We start from the raw sequence: 17039 nt of genomic DNA, 5'->3' as shown, positions 1-17039 counted from the left end.
CTCGAAAGTACCGTTTCGGTCACGACCGCTCTCCAGTTCAAAATGTCCGGCCTGAAGGCTCCGTACCGTCTTTTTTGTCTTCCCGTTTTTACGATTAATCTCCCCGGAAGCTTTACTTTCCTGTAGATGATGATCCAGCTCACCTTCAAGCATACTTTCCAGAAGGTGTTTCAACATCGGAGCGAAAACTCCGTCGGTACCGCCCATTTTCTTGCCTTCGTAAAGGCCTCTCATTGCTTCCTCTTTGAAGCGTTCAAAGTCAAATTCCTCTTTTTCCATTTGCTGTGTCTAATATAAATATTCTTTATTTGACACAGTTTAATTTACACCCTCTGTGATGTGTTCATAATTAAGTTATTTATCTTTTTAATTTACTTAAATTTATTTTTTGATCCTAATATAAATACGCCATATAATCTTGGATTTTGTGGGTATTTTGTTATTTACTATAAGAAGATCACTCCCCAGAATATAGATTGACGAGCGGGATATCAATTTTCAATCCGATGCTAAATATCGCAGCGTCGAAAGCCTTATCGTTAATTCTTTTCTTAAGTCCTTCGTCGTAGTATGCTTTTAATGGAAGCAGTTTTCCTCCAATGAATGCGACAATAGGAGTATTTTTAATATTATATAGAATATTAGCTCCGGGACTAAAGACTTCGCTAAAATGGACGTCCCTATTGTAGGCTGAGTCTGGCGTAATTAGATAGTGGTTTACGAGGTTTCCTAATTCCAGCAATTGCACGTTGAAATTGAAATACTTGAAGAATGTACCTGCAGGTCTTATGGTAACACCTATTGGGGCCGTTATACCACCTGTCCATTTACAATTTAATGACGAATTACCAATTGGAATAATTCTTCCTGCAAATGCTCCTACATAAGCATTTAAATCAACAGATGAAGACATTTTCCTTTTTAATTTATAAGAGGTCGGAGGTAGTGCATGCGACTCGATTACATTTGCTAGTTCGGCTGATGAAGAGGAAGAGATAACGTCTCCAAAAAATCCTGACAGTTTAACCAGTTGATCAGCGTACGACATTTCTGATAACTTTGGTAAAACTGAAACAAGCTTGTCCATTTTGGAAATTGAGCCAGAAAACAAACTTATTGCTGCAGCTTGTTCACTTGGGTTATTGGTTTCTGATACGATTTTGTAAAGAGCTATACGGTTAATTAGGTATATCAAATCTCTATTATTCGAGCTATCACGGGGTAATACGGCTGCTATCTCTTCTAGTCCTGATAACACCTTCCTTCCTTGAATAGTTTTTTTACTTGTTGTGATGAAACCTGATCGATCGTTTTCATCAAGACGCTGTAGATTTGTACCCAGATACTTAATATATTCCAAATCTTCTTTCTCTATTATCGTTTCCTTATTATTAAACTTAATCGTAAATGGTGTTTTATTAGCGTCGTATTTTAATTCATACTCTTTGTCAGGATGTTTTTTTGATGAGAAATTTTTTAACTTTTCTATAGCTACAAGATTTTGAGAAACACCGGCTTTGTAATATGAATCTACCAACGCCAAAGTATTCTGTGTAGCGGCAACGAAATTTTTCTCCTGAATGTTTTCTACAATATCAAACACGTTTTTGATGTTTTTCAAATATTGATCGTTATTATCGTTATTGTTTAGGAGAGGGTAATTTTCAAAATTAGAAATCACTTGTGCAAGTATGTTCCATGTATTGGAAAATGAATGGTTTATCTGGTCCGATTTATTCTTTTCGATCAAAGCCTGCTGTTCCTGATTGATCTTGTCGAATTGACCTAAAGATAATAAAATTGGACTTAACCAAGCAATGATTTTGTCTTTCTTATCAATCATATCCTTTTTGGTGCCTGGCAAATTTTCAAATACTTCGCCGTATTTCAATCTGAGCAGTTCAATTAAGATGTCCCATTGCTTTTTATCCAATGTTTTTAATTCTTCATATCCCAGGAGCCTATAGGTGTTTTTATCTTTGATGGTAAATAATTCATTTGTCACTATATATAGTAACGCAATGATGTTGTGGGAATATTGATTTATTCCCCCTGCAATATTTGTTGATATATTCGGATCAGGACTGTAAGAGGGATTAAGATATAGTTGACGAATGATATCTCTATAATTGTATCTTGCTTTGATTAACCCATCAATATTATATCCAAGTTCGACAGCTATTTCCAGGTTTGCTGCATTTTGTGGCGTTAAAAACTGTCTTGTCCAGCTGCTTTTGGAAACATTTCGTGGCATTTCTACAAAATCCTTCGAGATAGCGTATCGCCAAGAGGTACCAAAATTAGCTGTCCTGTAATCAGAGAGTCCATCTAATAACTGAATTGTAGCTGGAAAAACATCATATATCAAGGGATTATTTACTCTTTTGCGCAATTGATCCATAAACCAAATAGCGGCTTCCTGTTTTGCTCTTTTTGCCAAAAACATTGCCATAGCATCTATCATTTGAGATTGAGAGGGAATACTTAACCCCGTATAATTCAATCCCTGTTGAGCATTCTGAGCTACTGTAGTTAGATTTATCTGAAATGATTCTTTCTGGGCCGGATGTTGTTCATTGAAATAGCTTTTAATATCCATTGAAAAGATTCCATTTTTTAACAAGCTATCTGCCAAATGCTTTGTTTCTTTGTCGATATCTTCTGATAATTTCTTCGCACATTTTATCAATATACCGCTTGTATCCAATTTCGCAATTTCTTTTTTTAAACTGTTATCCAGTGATTTTTTTTGTAGGTCTAACGCTGTATTTAATTGATCGATTGAACTGATAGATAACCTAGGTGTATCAAGTAGATCCTGATATTTTTTTATAATTGAGTCTTGATTAACAGTAGTTTGTGTAGGATTCTTTAAAACAGTGATTGCGTTATCAACGTCTCTTTTTCTGATGTTTAACACACCAATACCTTCATTTATAGCAGCAATTTCATCATTTTTTCTATTATAGTCTTCCAGCAATTCAGCTAATGTTTTTAAACTGCCGGGAGCTTTATTTCCTTTATTTTCATTTAACAATTTTGTTATGAATAAAGCTTTAACATTTATTGCTTTCTTTTTAAAATTGGCAATTGTACTATACGGAGAGTCTTTTCCAACGGCATCTAGCTTATCTTTTCCAACTAGATTCACTAGACTCCCATATATCATTTCAGTTTCAGTTGAATTCAGAGTAGGGTTGTCGAGATATTTACTTAGGTAAAACAGGTTATAAGGAGCTGTGATGTTGTTTTTAAACTCACTCGTATCAACATTTATGGGATTATCTATTGATGGTTTAGGACGTTGTTTTTTTGATTGCTGTCCATTCGCTATCATGATATAGTTGCTAAATAGCACAAGTGTCAGGATAATTAGGTAAGGTCTTTTCATAACTCAATATTTTATTTAATGACTTGTTTGGCTTTCAGTCAATTGGCTTGTACTAATATAGTAAATGTTGTGAAAAATATACTATAAGTGAAAAAAAATAGTCCGAAGGACGCAACAATTAAAATTGGTCGATTTCTTCTATTTTTTAGGGTTAACCGGCAATTGATTATGCAGAAACAGCATTGCAGGATTACCAGGTTATAGAATATGGAAAACTCAATGTGGAGCTTGATATCGTAATGTCTGTTGAACTAGTAGTCAGTCAGCTCAAAGAAACGAGAATTAAAGAGTGGTACAAAACGATTATTAAAGGATAATTAGTGTTCCCATACATATTTGTTATTAGGAAAATTTAAATAACTCTTTGATAGTTTGTATATTAGTTAGAAATAAAACAGGGTAGCTGAAAACTGTCAGAGTAAGCATTAGCCAAATCTCAAATTATGAAAAGAATTTTTATTCCATTACTAGCTGCGGCAGTGGTATCCTGCCTTTTCTCCTGTAATAATAATACAGAAGTTAAAACTTCAGCGGAACAACCCAAAGAACAAGTTGCGGTGCCTACGGATACCATTATTAATACAATAGTTTTAGAAGAAATAGCTATAGGCGATGCTACTGTTAAGGATGCGCTAAAAATGAGCCGGGATGGACATTTCTCCATTTTGGGTAAGGAAGTTGGTGTATTGTCAACAAATGGGCAGCTCAAAGATAACAAGGGAAAAGTGCTTGCAAAAATGTCAGGTGATCAGTTTAAGGATGCAAATGGAAAAGTGTTGACTATAATTAAAGAAGATGGAACGATTGTAAACGGTTCCGGTAAGGATCTATCCTGGGGTGAAAATGGTTTACTGAAAAATAGTGAAGTTGAAATGTACCTTACTCCTGCAAATACAAAGGCAAAACGTGCAGCATCCATTCTGTTGTTCACCTATTTTAGCTTTAGTGGTGGTCAGGCCGAGCTTACTAACAAATTCAAATAGTAACATTTACCAATAACCATCATAAAGAAACCGTTGATCGAGTTTTTTTTCTATGAAATAAAAATTTGATTTTGTATCTGGATAGCGTTTAAAAAGTTTGCTATACCAGGAATGGCGTGTCACGAACCAAATTTTGTACCTACTGTTGGGGAAAACTTAAGTAAGGTTGATCAATGACGAATAATTATTTTGAGCTATAATTTTTGTTCATTATTTAAATGTCTTCATTATGAAAAAAATTGTTTTTGCCTTTGTACTTTTATGTTGGACACAGGTGTGTCTGAGCCAAAAGATAACTGTTAAGGCCCATTCTGTTGTTGGATATGGAAAGCATCAGGATTTTGCTAAAAAAGCATTTGTTGCGTTGGAACAAGTTCTTAATTCTGATGAATTTAAAGATAGTATAATAGCGATGGAATCGGAAAAGAACCAAGGATATACTTCAGAACAACTATATAATATTATTATGCAGGCGAAGGAAAAAAAGGTGCCCAAAGATAGCGCTGCAACTGATGGAATAGTAGACCTGTGGGTAAGAACGCTTGAAGTAAATGGAAGGGATGCTAAGTGGAAAGATAATTGTGAAAAGCCGTCCATTTTTGGTAATCAGACACTTGGTATTGACGGAGCCGGAGATGGGTTTATGGCTATTTGTCCTTCGGCATTGGATTATTGGGCTTCCATAGATGATGTGGCAGCATTGGCAGGCCATTATGGACATGAGTACATGCATGTACTGGGTTTTGATCACCATCGTTTGTTTAGCAGTCAGCGATGGCGAGAGCAAACCTTTGTTTATAAAGTTGGCTATCTCGTAAGGGATCTGGTGAAGAAAATGAGTGCAGGTAGATAATTATAATTGAAGTAAATTATGAGTATTAAATTGGTCTTCCTCATAAAGAGGAATTGTAATTTATTTTGATGTAAACATATGCTATTGAGCTATTCATTTTTATAAAGATTATTTATAACTTTATTATTTCGGTTAAAATATAAGACAACTAGTTAGCACCTTAGTTTACTAAGGTGCTTTTTGCTTTTCGTATCCAGTGGCGGTACGGTCTTAATTGTGAGATATCCTACATATATCTTTTTGAGATGGCTGCTTACCAATTCGATTTTCCCTTCCAAAATAAGATGATAAAAGTTTTCGAAGCAATCCTGATAGATTACCTGTTCGAGTGATTTTATTTCTTCTCGGATTTGATCTTTGGGCATCGTGCTATAGTACTTATAGACGTCAGTTTCCATTACATCGTCATCATGTGATCAGGACTTTTAATTTTATGGTTAAAGAGTGAAGTTTTTTCAGACTAGACATGTAGGAAGGATAGGAACACAATCTGTGATTGTTCATAAAAAGAAGAGATAATTGGACCTCGCAATACTATCTAAGATCTCTTTGTTAAGAGGTGTTTCGATCTTAGATAGTTTTTCCATAAATGCGTCTATTTCATTGAAATTAGGTAAATCATTTATAATGTGTCTTCTTTTTATCTCATTTAAATAAACCTTCTGAACAGTTGGTGGCGTTGTCGATGCTTGAAAAAGTAAGTCCGACCAATAAAGGCTTCCTAAATCTTGAAAGAAGAACGAATTTGTCGTTAATGTTTCTTGAAATTCACTCATCTTTTTTAAATACGATTGTGCATGAGAATGACTGTCGTTTGAGATTATTTTCAAGATTTCCGAAGGTTGGGAAACATCTGTTAATGGAGAATTGTATACGTCCGGTAAAAGTCCGTCGATGAATTTATTCAAATCAATCAGTAAAGTTTTGAGGTCGATCTTAAGATATTGAGGATCAAGTTTACCATACATGTCCTGAAATTTGTGTAATAAAATAAGGGCCTTAGTAAAATCAAAAGGGGTACAGAAATAAATATTCCAAAGTTTAGTATAATTTAAGACAAAATTTCTAAGCTTGCTAGCCTCCGAATCTTGAGTAATTTTATCTTTCATCCAAACAATTAATTTATTAGTGACCGGATTTCGTGTACCGTTTTCTTCCTCCCATTCGTTGGGTGAAAGATCAAGCGCCTCTGTAAAATATTGTCTTAGAAACCCCTTTACGGTTGAGGACGCGTTGGTTTGAAAATAATTATAGAGGCTCGTATTATCAAGTTCTAAGTATTGAAGATTTGACACTTCTAATTTAGAATTGATTATCTCTAAATCCGGCTCGAAATAGATACTGTATAGAAGGAATTGTTTCTCTACAGAACCGAATATTTCTAAGAGCTCATTATAAAAAGCGATCTTATTTGGAATATCGTCTTTGACACTCTCATAGTATAGTCGAATACGATGACGAGCCTCTGGTCTGATCCCATGAACATATTTCATTTCCCTTTCAAGACCAATGAGTCCACGCAATGGGATATGAAACTCAAATTTCAAAAAATTCTTGTTATATTGGATAAAGCTCATTTCAAATCGGGCATTAGGTCTTTAAAAAAACCGTTTTCGGGATCAATGAGTACTTGTCTGTCAAGGTAAATATTCCGATGTTCACAAGAAGTTTCACTGACTAGCCCGCAAGCGAAACAAGAGGCTAAGTTCAGCTCGAATAGACCTTGGCCTTCTGATTTCCAGCAAAGCGGATCACTGTTACAGATAGTTGCGCGGAGCAAGGCGCTACGAAACAGGCTGTTTAGGTTCGCTTCACGGGTTTGAGAAATTAATCCACCCATACTGCCTTCCGCACCTTCAGCTGTATAGATTAAACAGCCATACATTTTGGTCTCCTCATCGTTCGAAACGAACAAACGTTCGGATAGTGAAGCAGTAGGATAACCGCAACGGAACTCTAATTCGCGCATGATCAAATGAGAGAAGGTGTGGACCATATAAAGCTGCCAGTTCCCAGCTTCGCCAAATGCAGTCGCGCCAGCTGCAAAGCGGTTACGTCTTCGTCTAAACAGGCGCCCAAATCTATCTAAGTCAGTATTCCATGTTTCGATCATTTCTGGGCGAAAAGCGATGAATATCCCTTCCCCGAAGTTCTCTACGACAGGATAGGCGAGTACTTCTTCTGGCCGGGATCGAAAAATGTTACGGTTCATGATATCAGAGTCACTTCCTTCGTAAGGCTCGACTCTGGAAAAATCGAGTTGAGCTGACGTGATTTTCAGGCGATCTACCCTCAGTATCCGATGAAAATAGGGGCTGAACAGCTCATTGAGATTGTCGGTGACATCGTTCACCAAGAGATCTTTACGTGAAATATTTATCAGTTCTACCGATTTATTAGCTAGTGCAGCATATTCCTGATGACGGAACCTGACGTCTCGGTGATCATCGTCAGCTACCTGAATATCTGTGCTCAGATTGTCCCGTAATGCTTCGATCTGTTTTTGAATATTTTCGCAAACCCCGAACTGCTTGCTATTGATTGCGTGCTGAAGTTCGATATCCAAATCACGTATCTGTAGTTCACGTGCATCGGTGAACAGTTCTGGCGGCATGAAGATACTGGTCAAGGTTCGAGAGAAATAAAGATTATTACCTGTGGTCAATGCGATTCGGGTATCCTCACGCCGGCATGTGTCGGCACGAGGATGGGTTCTCCTTACCTCTGTTTTGCCATAATAGTTGGCCGGAGCACCGGTTTCTGATTCCCAAGGTTTATGACCCGGACAAACAATCTTGACGCTCATGAAGCCCTTGAGTGAAACACCTCTACTGCATTCGCAGCCAGGCGTGTTGCATTTTATCCATTTGCCATCAAATCCGGTAGCGTTGGCGGCTGTCTCGCCGATATGGATGTCCGGGCGGTCGCAACATCCTGGCATGTTATAAAGGTCGACAGGATTGCTGAGGTCATGTGGCAATGTCGTGCGCCAGCGCAAGAAGTTTGACCATGGAAAATCGCTGATGTGGCCATTTTTGCACAAAAGAACAACATTGTCCTGTTTAAGTAGTATTGATCCTTCAACGAGGTTATCGTTACGTTGAAAAGATTGTCGGTACTTTGGAGGAAAGAACTTGTCATGTTCTGTGCCCCAAAGTTTATACCATTCATGATAGGTTTTTAGATGATTTCGCCGATCAAAGAATACTCTCGGAAAGAATTGGCTATTCACAGCTAAATGAGTACGTCCATCTTCGATGGTACGATATCGGTCATCAACTTCGATGCTGGGCACCAGGGTGAGAAACAATAGGTTCTCTGTACCTTTGGTTTCTTTTAATTCTCTTAGCAATCGTTCGTCATGAGAAATAGATATGCCTGCGAGCCCAGCGTGTTTCTTAACATACTTGTTTGGCTCTTCATTAAGCTGTAACGATTGCTGATAGAACTCATTAATTTTGCTGAGGAACCCCCATTCTTCGATACAGGAGATGATGATACTGCCGTAACCTGTGTGTATGAGCGAACCAGGCCCACCGTAAGCAGATAATAGTTTATACTTACTGACAGCTTCATTGGCGTGTCTATTGAGTGATTCTTTCTTTGCCATCTGTGTGTCTATTGTTGTACGGTCTTGATTACGACCGAGGGAGCGATCTCCCTTAGTGATTCTTTAATGTTCCAATTATTGTCTTGAGCTTCGTTATTTCTGGGCGCGTAGAGTGAGCTTGGACTGACATTGTCTCGATACTTAATGTCAATGGGCGCTTTTTGGCTGTTGATGCGTTCCAGCCATCGTTTGATCAGCAGGTCATCTAGTTGGTATTCGATATCTTCTAGTTCTTCTTCAGTGATGATTCCGTCAATATTACTGGAAATCCCTGCTATACGACTCTTTAGATATTCGTTAAGCTTCTCTGCTCGTTCATACAGTTCACGCATAGCTAAGATGACCTTTTGTTTAACTGCCGTAGTCTTTTGAAAGTCGATGGCCTTTGCATCATCGTTGTTATGCAAATTCAATTCCAATTGGTCATCGTGACGGATGATTACAGCCAGATACATTGCAAAATAACGGTCCAATGCTTTATTGGCGAATGGAGTAACGGATATGGGCTCTACATAACTATAGAACTTTTCATGGAACTCTCGGAATCGCTGATAATGCGAGATGTCTCTCGAACGGAAAGGATGATGTATCGTAAAGACGATACCCTCCTTGTCACGCGCAACACGGCTCGAAGCTTGTATGTACTCTGCGGTATTACGAGGCATTGAGTTGACCAGCATCGTATTGAAACGAGAAACATCTATGCCGACCGAGATCATGTTTGTCGCGATGACAAGCTCAGGGGGATTTTTTGCTATCGTGAGCTCCCAGGCCTTTTCTATATTTGAAAGATTGGACTTCACCTCTTCACCTGAAAGTCTTCCGGTGAGTTCGGAGTACTGAATCTCATCACTTTTTTTGATGATTCGGCTCAAGAGGTTCCACGGCATGGTATTCTTGATGACCAACGTGAGATCTCCAGGTAGATAATGCGTAAGTTGAGACTGTGTTTTGCCCACTTCTTTCAGACTGTTGAAATAGGTAAGCACGGTATGATAATAGTCGAATGCCTTCCCGAACTCCGCGTATGATGGTCCCGCACTGAAAATCTCGTCATAGTCAAAACGTTCGAGCATGAACTTCACTCTGTGTGCAAGACAGATCGACGCTAAGCGTAATTGCATCCAAACTTGGGTCTTCCCAACGGGTAAGAGGCCGATATAACGCCTATTAGAAGCATATTCGGTCACCTCTTCGGGAAGTCGTTTGTAGAAAGAAAAGAAGGCATCATCACAAGTGATACCTTGCTTAGGAAAGATTTCGCAACGCCTGTCGAAAAGGGCGAATATCTGTTTGTCCGTGTTCCGCGTCGTCGCGGTGGATGTAATCACCTTTGGTCGGACCCGCATGGAACCAGATCGGTATGTGCAAAGATCATCCACACTCTTTTCGAATAAACCTACTGCTGATCCTAAAGGCCCTAGTAAAAGGTGCAGTTCATCCTGGATAATCAGCTCTGGTGGTAAACGATCGTACTGATAGCCTTTGCCGAATAATCTTCTGGAATCTTCGTTCCTCTGTTGCGAGCCAGTAGCGATTTTGTTAGCAAGTGCAGCAAACTTATCGACTGTGCCAAAAAGCAGGGTCGGCGGATATTTATAGATGTCCTCATCGAACAATCGGAGCGGCAGACTTTTATTCTGATTGGGGCGTCTTGCGTGAAAGGTGCAGCCGGAACTGTTGCACATGATCGTCAGTTTATCATTGATCCCGTAACGCTCTCGATCCGGTTCAATATTGGATAGGTTATGATCTATGAACAGCGGTCCGCCACACCAGGGACATTCCGTATACGGCAAGTTAGTCGTAATCGGTTTCTCATCCCTCACCTGTTCGGCTATCTTATCTAAAGCTTCTCGCATCTCTGGCCATTTGTTCGGTAAGGACCCTTTTCCGACGAACAGACCAATTGTAATCCTTTCGGTTCCCAAAGTGTTTCCCGTAGGTAAGGAGAATCCGTCCTTACGAATCACTTCGAGCGCGCAGATCAATAGTGTAGCTCGCTGGAATTGTTGCAAGGTCAAGAGACGTAAAGTATACCGCATCATCACAGTTGTGCCACCGCCCCGTCCTTCTGGATGAGTGAAACGACGGTAAGCGATGCAAAATGCAATAATCCCTAAATAAGCCTCTGTCTTACCACCTCCGGTAGGGAACCATACTAGATCGGCCAGTTCGTTCCGTTCCGGCCAGCCCATACCAAACACGTCTTTCACAGTCATGTCATCCACTGCTGGACGAACAAAAGCATCAATATTTAGTAAAATGAACGCTAACTGGAAAGAACGCCATTTGTATTCCTCTTGTAGAGATAAGCTTTGATAAAAGGCCGCACTGCTCTCAAGAGGAACAAAAGGTCGCTTGTCGCCTTTTTTAGCAGCTTTTATCTTAGTGCCATGATGAAGCTGCATAAACATGGCCGTGTTCATCACTCGGAATGCAGCTATCGCCGTATCGTCACCCGCTAACAGACGGATGTTCCGGCACAAGCGGTCACGATCAACTTCACAGGCCCGCAGTTGCTTTTCAAGTAATTGTTTACCTACCTCTTTAATATCACTTTGCTCGAGGTCATGCCATTTGTTAGCGATCCACTCTGTGTAGGCGTTCGTTATCGTTCTGAGATCGGACAAGATATCATCATCGCTCCTGCTACTGAGAGTCGAGAGATCGCGGATTGCCAAAACGCTTTCATTGAAAAACTCGATAATCTTCTTCCCTTGTACCTTGCTGGGCTTAAAGTCTACGTTAGGGGTGTCCTGTTGAGGAATAAACTCGGTTGCTACGTATCGCTTATTCGAGCCCTTAGTCTTACCCCAGGTCACGGAAGCATTATAGCCTTCAGCGTAGTCCTTGTATTCCCGATACAGTAATTTGTTGAAGCTGTCCTCTTCGTCAATGGTCGGAAGATTCGGAGGATTATAAGCGGTGAATGCAGAATCGTCTACTTCGCTCACAGTTATTTTTACGCCAAAGAAGGCAAGTTCGTTGGCTCGATCTTTTTTATTTAATTGTTCCGGCTCGTCTGGTCGAAGCTGAATGCTGCTGTTGTTGACCAATACCAGCTTCACATAGACAGCATCGCGTTCATGGATGTACTGATAGTTTAAGGTAAGTTGCGGAAAGCCCGTTACCGCGATCTCGCCACGCTGAATGGCCGAATCGTCGAAAGACGGCAGCTCAAGCTGGACCTCATACGATCGAGCTTCCCATATCGAAGTGGGAAAGTTTCGTTTGGAACTCGTCCGATAAATAGCCTTAAGCTCATTGAGATATAATTTGAGCTGCTGATAAATTTCCAATTGCTCAATAAGGGTACGAAATGATGGAAAACTGCTGGGATCTTCAATCAATAACCTTTGGATTTCATCAAGCAGACTCCCTTCATAGAGGGTTACTGTTGAATAATTCACTCCATCATAAATCTTGTTGACCTCGCGATGATATTCCTTATTGGGAAAAATCGTTTCGATCAATGGGATGACTGTATCTCTCAAAAGTCTATCTAGATGGACATAGTCCAATGCGTAAAGATGTTGATTGATATCGATACCGGGCAACATATACAAGAACAAGTTCCCATCCAGTTCCACGGTAGCAAAAATGCTATTAAAACGAATAGCGATGATTTCAGCTGTTTGCCTTGGATAACGTTCAATCCATATACCCAATCTGCGTTCCTGGCTTTCGTGTTGTCTGACGCGTTGGTATTGTCGGAAACTGACCTTTGTAAGCAATGCCTGCTCTGGCCCGATGCCATTTGTTAAAGCGAATGATAGTCCGCAAGTGTTGGGGTAGTTTTGGTTCTTACTTGAGATACTTTGTTCATGGTCGTCATTGAAGCCTTCATCATCAGCCCTGGCTAAGGAGTTTTCATCATCTTCAACACCATTATCTATTTCATCTTCATCGGAAGAAATCTCACCTGCTTCATCAGCGGTAATTGAGATCGGGAAAAGTATGGCTGAGCTATACTGATAGGCGGGCAGTTCGGCGATGACCTCGTTTATGTTGTCAGTGGCATCACAATGAGCTAGCATTTTACCAGTAAAATCGTTCGTTCCCCAATCTGCGGTAAACATCAAGTGTTTATTGAATGCGCCGGGACCAACGATCTGGGATTCGACGAACTTTTCTAGGTCGTCTCTTTTGGCAGTGATTGGTTTCAGTGGTAGGTTCATAAGCTAATTGGGTTAATCTGTTCTATTTTTTCCAAGCTGATGTTTTGGCAGATTTCGTTCATCAAGGCGATAGCATCCTTTTTGTTTTCTTTGGCATTGACAGCCTGCTCAGGTATCTTAGAAATTAATATCGTAATCTGATCCAGCACACTATCGCTCACATTCACACCGAAACTACCTGTGTCGATCATCAATGTAATAATCTTCGAATAAACCGATTTCAACAGGTTAATATCCTCTCGGCATTTGATCACATTCCAAGCAGTAAGACTGTCTTTGATTTTTAGACGTTCACTAATGAGCATCCAGTCTTGTTTGGCTCGCGGCATGTGTAGTTCGCCGAAACTTCTATTGCCATACAGGTAATCTTTTTCGAAAGTTTGTTTACTGATGGAAAGTCCTTGCTGCTTAAGCCTATCAAAAATATGAGCATCCTTTTCTTCAAGTGATTTGAGGTTCTGGTGCCAATTGCGGGCTTCATCGGAAAGTGTAACCAATCGATCGACCACCAGCTTCAGATCCATATTCTTAATGATATCATCTAGAGTAGCGAACAATACATTGACATCCAGAGCAGCAGCTTTCGTTCGTATTAATATACCTTCCTGATTGATCAGTACAGGAGCGTTAGGTTTCAGTAAGAACTTTCTTGTACTGGTGTGGATATGAAGATGTTCCAAGGTCGTTCGCTCGATACTATTCCGTTCCTTTAACGCGATACGTTCCACAAGCTCAGCAGCTGAAAGATCAGTTACAATATCTGTCGGGTTGTCCAGCCGTTCTTCTTCGTCATTGATTGCTAAAATACTGTTGAACTCTCGAAGCTCCTTCCTTGATGATTTGAGCACTTTCTCGCTTAAAATTTTCCACTGACCTGAATACTCAAAAAACCTTTCATCAAGATGTTCGCGCAGGCCACCAGTCAAGGCATCGAAATGATATTTTAAGACAAGATATCGCGTGAACGGTTGATAGGTGTAGAACAAGAAATCAGGAACGACAATATGAAAGTTCTCAGGATTACCGCAAAGGGTGATATTGTTCAACAAAATGACATTGAATGGGTCCAATAGATATATCTGACCGTTCATCATCAACTCCTGATGGATCTCATCAGTAAAAATTACATCTTTAAAGCGGGTGTTCAAATATTCTTGAAGTGAGAAGATAGCTTCATTATGAATGGTCGACTTCGGTAAAACCAGCGTGCCGTTTTGATCTGTTGGAAGAAAGCGATCAATCCAATTTACCTCGTAGACGAGTTCAATGATACGACAACAATCTGACAATAACTGGCCAGAGATATCCGGATAGTCATTTTTGAACTTTAACTTCCATTGATCGACGGTGTGACCTGGATGAACACAAAGCAACCACTTAACCGGGAAGGGATTTGAAAAAGAATTGAACTTTGCTACATCCCATTCATACCGTAAAGTACGGAGACCGGTGGTAAGTTCTGCACCGCAACCCGTCTTTTTGATGGAAAAGCGATCGGTAACATCAAGGATATCGTCCTTTTTTCCAAAACCAAGCTCTGCCCTGGTCAATATCAGTTCTTGTGCTTCAACTTCTGTATGTGCAAAGCGGTTGGACAGCGAGATCTGAAATATCTTGGATCGTCCACGGAACTCGTTGACCACGGCTGAACTAACATCTACATGATAGGGATAAGTGAAAACAATACATCTTCGAATGTCAGTGTCCAAAAGTGCATCCAGTATAGCATCCCTGTGATCATCATCATTACGAAAATCTTCAGTGCAAAGCATTTTGGCAAAAGCCTTTTCAGAAAAATGCTCAGTTGTCTGTTTGACAAACAAGGTCACGTCACTTTCAAGATCGAACTTTACGGCGTAGGGTATTAAATTTTCTCTACCGATGGCTTTAATCAAATCGAATACATCAGCTATAATTTCCTTTTGACTATTGATCTGGTCTCTGTTGAATAAGGGAAGAAAACGGTCTGCCGATACGTTTATATCTTTATCAAACCTGTGTAATCTGGAGTCTGAACTACGGTATTCGATCGAAAAATCAGTTTGATTGCGTTGTGTGCGGTTCGAGAGCTTGTAGGTTCTGACATCGAAAAGGCATGAATCAGACAGATCGCTAATTTGGCTGACGGCCATGATTTTGATCAATAGGTCAACCCAATACTGGTATTCTATCAGCGACGACATGATTTCCTTATGATAATAAGGTATTCTCAGCATGAGCTCTTCGCCACCTAAAGTCAGCCATTTGTGATACCAGCTGCCGATCAAAGATAGCAATACCTCCTGTTCTGGCACAAAGCTTCCTCGTTCCCGCATGACCGCAATTACAATACTATGTATCTTTCTCAGGTCCATAGCACACATTTAAAAGAATAGATCGCACGGGTTACGCCGATATAGTTCTCCGTTTTTGAACGATCGTTGAAACCAGCAGTGATGAGCAACATATGTTCAGCTTCTAATCCCCTGAATTTAATGGGAGTTGTATATCTGATTTTCAGATTTTTGACATTGATATTGCTCTCTGTTAGTTCTTCAATAGAACGAGCGAAGTAATTCTGAACCAACTTGCTAAACTCGCCAAGCAATTGGTTCTCGACCAAAATGATGTATTTAGTTGGATCTTGTTGCGCTTCATCTATCAGATTCTTCAATACAGTTAGTCGAGCGACTAAGTCCGTTGCTGGCGAACATAATTGAGCATGATTTTCGAGTAACTTTTTGTACTGGCCGTTCTTTAAGAGCATAGCCACGTCAGAAATACGTTTGTTTTGAGTACAACGCCAATTCGTATCGAATAAGTAGTGTACAAACTCATTCTCTAACAAATAGTCTGCGTACCAGTCGACATCCTTGAAATTCCGAATTATGGCCTGTTCCGAATCGTAAAGAATAAGAAATTTGGGATTATATGCCACCTCGACTTGATCTATTAGCTGATCAAGACTTTTATCAAAGAACTCCTGTGCTTCATCGATGATTAGGAAGTCGATATTCTCTTTGCTAATTGTTGCTATTAGATCTGGATGGTAGATTCGGAAGCTAATAAGATTAGGATCAAGCTTATATTCTTCGCAAATCAAATGACGCATTTTAGCTCGCAAAAGTTGATTGGCACAGAAATAGATTCCTTTATGCTGTTTTAAAATGTTATCAGCTAAGAATTTGGTGGCAAGCACTGTCTTCCCTGTGCCAGGGCCACCTTGTACCATAACTTTCCGGTTCCTACGAAGGCCTTTTAATATTTCATAATTCTCTTCCATGATAATCTCATTCCTAATCCTATCGGGATCAAAACCGTAAGTGGTCTGTTTCGGAAATAGCTCAGAACGGAGCCTGTTAAGATCCCTCTTGTTCAGCTGCGGGAACTGCTCCCATATTCTAATCTCTACACGATCTTTCGAAAGATGATTGTGCAATTGCTCGATAATTCTCCGACGAGAGCTTTTGGCCAGGCGTACAAGGAAATCAAAGAAGAGAAAATTCTTGGCTCGGTCGGAGTCTTTCATATCCAGATCGGCCTTTGAGAAAAACAGATAATCGTAAGCGGAAAACTGGGGCCCTTTGAGTAGGAAGTTAGCCTCATGCGGAAAAATGACCGCCCGATATACAAACGGTGATGAGTCGATCAACGCTCTCAAAGAATGTACATATTCTTTTACCTGATTGAAAGGATTCTGAGCTTCATATCTTTTATTTCTATCCTTACTATCGTAGGAATAGAATACGTCATTGTCGTCAACCTCAATCGCTCCACCTTTAACCTCTATAATGAGCAGACCGAATTTGCTCAAGATCAAAAAATCGATTTGACCTTCTACCTTATATTCACTATGGGGATGAGCAGAAAGATTATAATTGTGTTTAACATACCATGTCTCATCCTTCAACAATTCGTGGTCGTTAAATTTCATCAATTCTTGATAAACCCATATTTCACCATGTAACGGACTCTTATCTGGTTTACAGATACAGCTAGCTAACTCATATCGCGGATAGTTATCGATGAAGTGTACCGGCAT

The 17039-nt window shown here is 39.8% G+C and carries 9 protein-coding genes; 2 read left to right on the top strand and 7 right to left on the bottom strand.

Annotated features, from left to right (window positions below; translation table 11 throughout):
• Both IQ31_RS14805 and IQ31_RS14800 read right to left on the bottom strand, forming a co-directional pair.
• A partial coding sequence (locus tag IQ31_RS14805) for a transposase (RefSeq protein WP_208734276.1) occupies nt 1–279 on the bottom strand: 279 nt, incomplete at its 3' end.
• Between the two features lie 178 nt (nt 280–457).
• Nucleotides 458–3391 (bottom strand): hypothetical protein, encoded by a 2934-nt coding sequence (locus IQ31_RS14800; protein ID WP_120336166.1) that lies wholly within the window; start codon nt 3389–3391, stop codon nt 458–460.
• Nucleotides 3392–3834: 443 nt separating this feature from the next.
• Here IQ31_RS14800 and IQ31_RS14795 point away from each other — a divergent pair, with 443 nt between their 5' ends.
• Both IQ31_RS14795 and IQ31_RS14790 read left to right on the top strand, forming a co-directional pair.
• Nucleotides 3835–4374 carry a hypothetical protein gene (locus IQ31_RS14795; protein ID WP_145328500.1) on the top strand — a complete coding sequence of 180 codons (540 nt, stop codon included), beginning with the start codon at nt 3835–3837 and terminating at the stop codon, nt 4372–4374.
• A 229-nt stretch (nt 4375–4603) separates the two neighbouring features.
• Nucleotides 4604–5227, top strand: coding sequence for a hypothetical protein (locus IQ31_RS14790; RefSeq protein ID WP_145328498.1), 624 nt, complete (start codon nt 4604–4606; stop codon nt 5225–5227).
• 500 nt (nt 5228–5727) lie between these two features.
• On the opposite strand, the gene IQ31_RS14785 is transcribed toward IQ31_RS14790, so the two are convergent.
• The 5 genes from IQ31_RS14785 to IQ31_RS14765 are packed head-to-tail and all read right to left on the bottom strand — an operon-like array spanning nt 5728 to nt 17039.
• Nucleotides 5728–6774, bottom strand: coding sequence for a hypothetical protein (locus IQ31_RS14785; RefSeq protein WP_145328496.1), 1047 nt, complete (start codon nt 6772–6774; stop codon nt 5728–5730).
• Nucleotides 6775–6800: 26 nt separating this feature from the next.
• Nucleotides 6801–8837: a DUF1998 domain-containing protein gene (drmB, locus tag IQ31_RS14780; protein ID WP_145328494.1), complete on the bottom strand. Its 2037-nt coding sequence runs from the start codon at nt 8835–8837 to the stop codon at nt 6801–6803.
• An 8-nt stretch (nt 8838–8845) separates the two neighbouring features.
• Complete coding sequence (locus IQ31_RS14775; protein WP_145328492.1) at nt 8846–13018, bottom strand: helicase-related protein; 4173 nt, start codon at nt 13016–13018, stop codon at nt 8846–8848.
• On the bottom strand, nt 13015–15372 hold the full coding sequence (locus IQ31_RS14770; RefSeq protein WP_145328490.1) for a hypothetical protein: 2358 nt from the start codon (nt 15370–15372) through the stop codon (nt 13015–13017). The genes IQ31_RS14775 and IQ31_RS14770 overlap by 4 nt, the downstream gene beginning before the upstream one ends.
• A complete protein-coding gene (locus IQ31_RS14765) occupies nt 15363–17039 on the bottom strand; it encodes an NERD domain-containing protein (protein WP_145328488.1) in 1677 nt (558 codons plus the stop codon). The genes IQ31_RS14770 and IQ31_RS14765 overlap by 10 nt, the downstream gene beginning before the upstream one ends.

Source organism: Sphingobacterium siyangense (assembly GCF_007830445.1).
Taxonomy (GTDB): Bacteria; Bacteroidota; Bacteroidia; order Sphingobacteriales; family Sphingobacteriaceae; genus Sphingobacterium; species Sphingobacterium siyangense.
This window is presented reverse-complemented; position numbering and strand designations above follow the sequence as displayed.

Coding starts and splice junctions, on each gene's coding strand:
- IQ31_RS14800 (WP_120336166.1), bottom strand. CDS start 3,391: ATGAAAAGACCTTACCTAATTATCCTGACACTTGTGCTATTTAGCAAC.
- IQ31_RS14795 (WP_145328500.1), top strand. CDS start 3,835: ATGAAAAGAATTTTTATTCCATTACTAGCTGCGGCAGTGGTATCCTGC.
- IQ31_RS14790 (WP_145328498.1), top strand. CDS start 4,604: ATGAAAAAAATTGTTTTTGCCTTTGTACTTTTATGTTGGACACAGGTG.
- drmB (WP_145328494.1), bottom strand. CDS start 8,837: ATGGCAAAGAAAGAATCACTCAATAGACACGCCAATGAAGCTGTCAGT.
- IQ31_RS14775 (WP_145328492.1), bottom strand. CDS start 13,018: ATGAACCTACCACTGAAACCAATCACTGCCAAAAGAGACGACCTAGAA.
- IQ31_RS14770 (WP_145328490.1), bottom strand. CDS start 15,372: ATGGACCTGAGAAAGATACATAGTATTGTAATTGCGGTCATGCGGGAA.
- IQ31_RS14765 (WP_145328488.1), bottom strand. CDS start 17,039: ATGCCGGTACACTTCATCGATAACTATCCGCGATATGAGTTAGCTAGC.